The organism is Mycobacterium sp. (assembly GCF_049585075.1).
Taxonomy (GTDB): domain Bacteria; phylum Actinomycetota; class Actinomycetes; order Mycobacteriales; family Mycobacteriaceae; genus Mycobacterium.
This window is the reverse complement of record NZ_JBAUZA010000143.1, coordinates 1-3,997: the sequence shown is the minus strand read 5'-3', so window position 1 is coordinate 3,997 and position 3,997 is coordinate 1. Positions and strand designations below refer to the sequence as shown.

The following is a 3,997-nucleotide window of genomic DNA, read 5'->3' as shown; positions in this document are numbered from 1 at the left end:
GCGGAGGGCGCCGCGATCGCCCTTGTCGCCCGTCGGGTTGATCGGCTCGACGAACTCAAGGCCGAAATCGAATCCGCAGGCGGCACTGCGCTGGCGGTGCCCGCCGATGTGACTGACGCCGAGCAGGTGGCAGCGGCGGTGCAGCGGATTGTCGGCGAGCTGGGACGTCTCGATACCGTCGTGAACAATGCCGGGCTGATGCGGGTGGCACCCGCTGCCGAAGCGCCACTGCAGGATTGGGACGATCTGGTGCGGGTCAATGTGCAGGGCGTCTTGTACGTCACCCGCGCCACGGTCCCCCACCTCATCGCTGCGGCCACGGATTCATCCCGCGGCGTCGCCGATCTGGTCACCATCAGTTCCACCGCGGGGTGGGTCGCCCGACCGAACACCGCCGTTTATTCGCTGACCAAATTCGGGGTAAATGCGTTCAGCGAGGGCATCCGACAAGAGCTGCTGGGCAAGCGAGTTCGGGTCGGCGTGGTAGGGCCGGGCACGGTCGACACCGAAATCAGCAATCAGCTGTCCCCGGAATCGCGCGAGGCATTCAATCGTCAGACTGCCGACATGGTGAAGTTGGCGCCCGAAGACATCGCCGACGCGGTGCTGTACATGGTCACCCGTGATCGCAGAGTTGCCGTCAACCACATGTTGGTTCGCGCCGCCGAACAGACCTGGTGATCGAAAAGGCTACTGCCACACCGGGCTAGCGGTCAGCAACTCTGGTCCGCTATCAGTGATGACGACCGTATCGCGGTGAAGGACCGCGCCGAGGCCTTCCTGCCACACGTAGCCGGTAAGCGCTAACACCATCCCCGGATCCAGATGTTCACGTTCGGCGGTAGCCGGAAGCTGCCGCGAGATCACCGGCGGATCGAAGCCCAGCCCCAGCCCGTGCGCGACGGTCATCGGCGGCAGCGGCTCGCCGGCCAGGTCGTAAGCCGCGAGCAACTCACTGGCCCGCGCACCGGGATGGCAGGCGGCGATCAGCCTGTCCCACAATGCGTTCGAGCGCTTATAGAGCTTGCGAGTCGACCCGTTGTGGGTATCGCCCGCCGGCCAGGTCCGGCCCACCTCCCCGACGTAGCCGTTGGCAAGTGCTCCAGCGACGAACACAACCAAATCACCGGAACCCACCAGGCCGTCGCCTTTGGTACGCCGCCAAGGGTGTTCGGAAGAAGTCACCCATGCGGCGTCCTGGGTGGCCGGCGTGCTCACCCCACCCGCGGCCATCGCCTCCAGTACCGCACCCGCTAACGTCTGCTCGGAAAGCCCGGGCCGCAACTCCGCCACGGCGGCAGCGACTCCCGCTTCGGCGATGCGCAGGGCGGCGTCCATCGCCGCCATTTCGTCGGGCGTCTTGATCCGCCGCGCTGCCCGCATGGCCACTTCGCCGTCGACGAGTTCGGCGTTCGGAAACGCCATCGGCAGCAGCTTGGCGAAAGTCGGTGACAGCGTGTCGGTTCCGACCCGCCGGGCCTGCGATGCCCCGTCGATGTTCTTCAACACCGTGATAAGCGTCATCGGGTTCCAGGCCAGACCGTAGAGCCGGTCACGGCCGATCTCCTCGGGGATGCCCTCGTCGGCAGTGCTGTTCAAATAGATTTCGCCGGTGGCACGTACGACAACGCAGACCGGTCCGAATGGCCGCGTCCCGGCGATCCATAATTGCGGCGCCCCGGTGGCATAACGAACATTGGCTTGTCGCCCGAGCACCAGGACGTCGATATTGTGAGCTTCCATCTGCGCCAGTGCCCGTTGGCGACGACCCAGCCGTAACGCTGCGCCGTCCGGCGAAATCTCAGTGCCCATAAGGCGTATAGGGGTAGTCGGTAATCGGGATGAAGCCGTCTTCGGTGATCACCACGATCTCCTCACTGCGGTAGCCGCCGGTGCCGTCTTCCCACACCACCGGCTCCAGCACCAGCACCATGCCGACCGGAAATACGAAGTTGTCGTCGTACTCTTCGCCCAGATCAGTTCCGATCATCGGCGGTTCGGCGGGGAACGTGCCGATGCCGTGTCCGAGGTAGAGATGGGGCAGCCACGGCTTGCTGCCGTCGTTGGCAGCGATCGCGGCCCGAGCCAGATCACCTGATGTGGCACCGGCTTTCGTCACATTCAGAACCGCGTCGACGATATGGCGCCACTTGTCGAACTGCTCCTGCTGGCGCGCTGACGGCTCGTCGCCGACCACCCACGTTCGACCGAAATCCGAACAGTACCCGGCGTAGCTGATGCTGACATCAGTCCACAGCACGTCACCTTTGGCGAGTTCGCGTTCCGCGGTCAGCAGCGGCAGCGCGAGGTCGCTGTGTGTGGTCCACACCCCCTCGGCACGCGACGGCGGCATCACCTGCCAGATCGCCTCGAGCATGTTGGCTGTCGCGCCGAGTTCGAATGCCCTGCGCACCAGCCTGGCTGACAGGTCGGTTTGTCGCACGCCCGGCGCCAACTGCTTTTGCACATCGATCATGGCCTGCTCGGTGATGCGAGTGGCTTTACGCAGGCAAGCTAGCTGGTCCGGTGTCTTGACCAGGTTGGCCGCTCCCACCAGCACCGCGGCATCCGAGGGCGGCCCACTCGGGAAAAGCCGATCCGCGGCCCGGCGCATCTCCCCCGTCATCTCATCGACCGCGACCCTGGCGCCCGGCGGGATCAGATCACTGATCACGCGCGCGAAATGCTCTACACCTTCTTCCAATTCAAGATAGAGCGGTCCATGCAGATGATCCCTCGGCAGCTGGGATTCCGACGCGGCTCCTTCGCGAAACGGTAAGAACAAATGCGGATGCTCGTCGGCGGCAAGCACGATCGCCACCGGCCGCTCGACGTGCGACAGCCCGGCATCCAGCACCGGCCAACTGGCGCCCGTGGCATAGACCACGTTGTCGTTCATCAACAGGATCAATGCATCGACACCGTGGTCGGCCATCACCGATCGAAGCCGCGCGCCGGTTTCGCGACGCATCCGCGACCAGTCGGGTGCCTCGGGGATGAGAAAGGATTGTGCAGCCGGAGGAGTCGTCATCTACACATCCTTGATGTTGCCCCCGCTCACCATGTCACGCTGCGCTCGGCGGGACAAGCCGACCACGTGCGGACTCAGCCGGTGCCGCCTTGGGCCGTGGCCAGCTCGCAGAGATGCTTCAGCGAATTCTCCAGATGTGTGGGATCGAACGGCGGGAATCCAATGTGCTCACGGAGATTCGGCGCAACCGCCGACCAGTCGTAGGTAAGGGTGACGTGAGCTTCAGACGATCCCACGCTACGTATGTCATAACGCCAAATCCAGCCGCCGAATGACAGGTTGCCGTCACCTGCCGCGTCTTGGCCGGGCTCCCAGGCAATGGCGTGTGGACGGTCGCAGACGAGCACCTTGTTGGCCATCTCGTAGTTCTTGTTGGGGTGGCCGTCGTGATACATCGCGACCCTGAAGATTTGGCCGGCGCCCGTCAAAGGCTCGCGGTCGACGGCTTCTCCTACCCAACCGGTCCCGTCGATGGCGGAGTGGGTCGTCGGGTCCGCCAGCACATCGAATACCGTCTCGGCCGGTGTGGGAATGGTGAGCGTGGTGATCATGGTGTCGTTTGTCATGCCAATACAGACTGCGGTAGGCCGGAAAAATCATCAAGCGGCTATCAGTTGTCTTTCGGCCCGCGAATCCGTGGCCGCGGCTTATCGTTTGCTGAACCGCGGCTGGCAGGAGGCCGATGTGGACGGGACGCCGTTCGGGCAGTACCGGCTGATCGAGTTGCTGGGCCGCGGGGCACCACCGGGACCGACCACACTCCACACGACCAAACCGTCGCGCCGCCCCAACCCGCACCCAGGGCCGGACCGGGCTCGCAACCGTCGATCGACGGTACCTAAGTGATGCACCCGCTGGGCGACCCCTGCGGCCTACATACAGTTGACCGCTCCGCGAACGTGACCCGTCAAGGCAACACACTGACCTGGACGGCTCGGCGCGTTGACTTCCAGACCGTCCTTGCCT

General features: G+C 64.5%; 4 protein-coding genes. 1 reads left to right on the top strand and 3 read right to left on the bottom strand.

Annotation, left to right across the window (positions count from 1 at the left end):
* A partial coding sequence (locus WB785_RS06850; RefSeq protein ID WP_424078042.1) for an SDR family NAD(P)-dependent oxidoreductase occupies nt 1-681 on the top strand: 681 nt, incomplete at its 5' end.
* A 9-nt stretch (nt 682-690) separates the two neighbouring features.
* On the opposite strand, the gene WB785_RS06845 is transcribed toward WB785_RS06850, so the two are convergent.
* From WB785_RS06845 to WB785_RS06835, 3 genes are all read right to left on the bottom strand, one after another.
* The gene (locus WB785_RS06845) at nt 691-1,812 is read right to left on the bottom strand and encodes a M24 family metallopeptidase (RefSeq protein ID WP_424078041.1); all 1,122 of its coding nucleotides are present in this window, start codon (nt 1,810-1,812) and stop codon (nt 691-693) included.
* A complete protein-coding gene (locus WB785_RS06840) occupies nt 1,802-3,031 on the bottom strand; it encodes a M24 family metallopeptidase (RefSeq protein WP_424078039.1) in 1,230 nt (409 codons plus the stop codon). The genes WB785_RS06845 and WB785_RS06840 overlap by 11 nt, the downstream gene beginning before the upstream one ends.
* 74 nt (nt 3,032-3,105) lie before the next feature.
* Complete coding sequence (locus WB785_RS06835) at nt 3,106-3,597, bottom strand: polyketide cyclase (RefSeq protein ID WP_424078038.1); 492 nt, start codon at nt 3,595-3,597, stop codon at nt 3,106-3,108.
* Between the last annotated feature and the right edge of the window lie 400 nt (nt 3,598-3,997).

Excerpts from the sequence above, each read along its gene's own strand:
- WB785_RS06845 (WP_424078041.1), bottom strand. The coding sequence starts at position 1,812 with ATGGGCACTGAGATTTCGCCGGACGGCGCAGCGTTACGGCTGGGTCGT.
- WB785_RS06840 (WP_424078039.1), bottom strand. The coding sequence starts at position 3,031 with ATGACGACTCCTCCGGCTGCACAATCCTTTCTCATCCCCGAGGCACCC.
- WB785_RS06835 (WP_424078038.1), bottom strand. The coding sequence starts at position 3,597 with ATGACAAACGACACCATGATCACCACGCTCACCATTCCCACACCGGCC.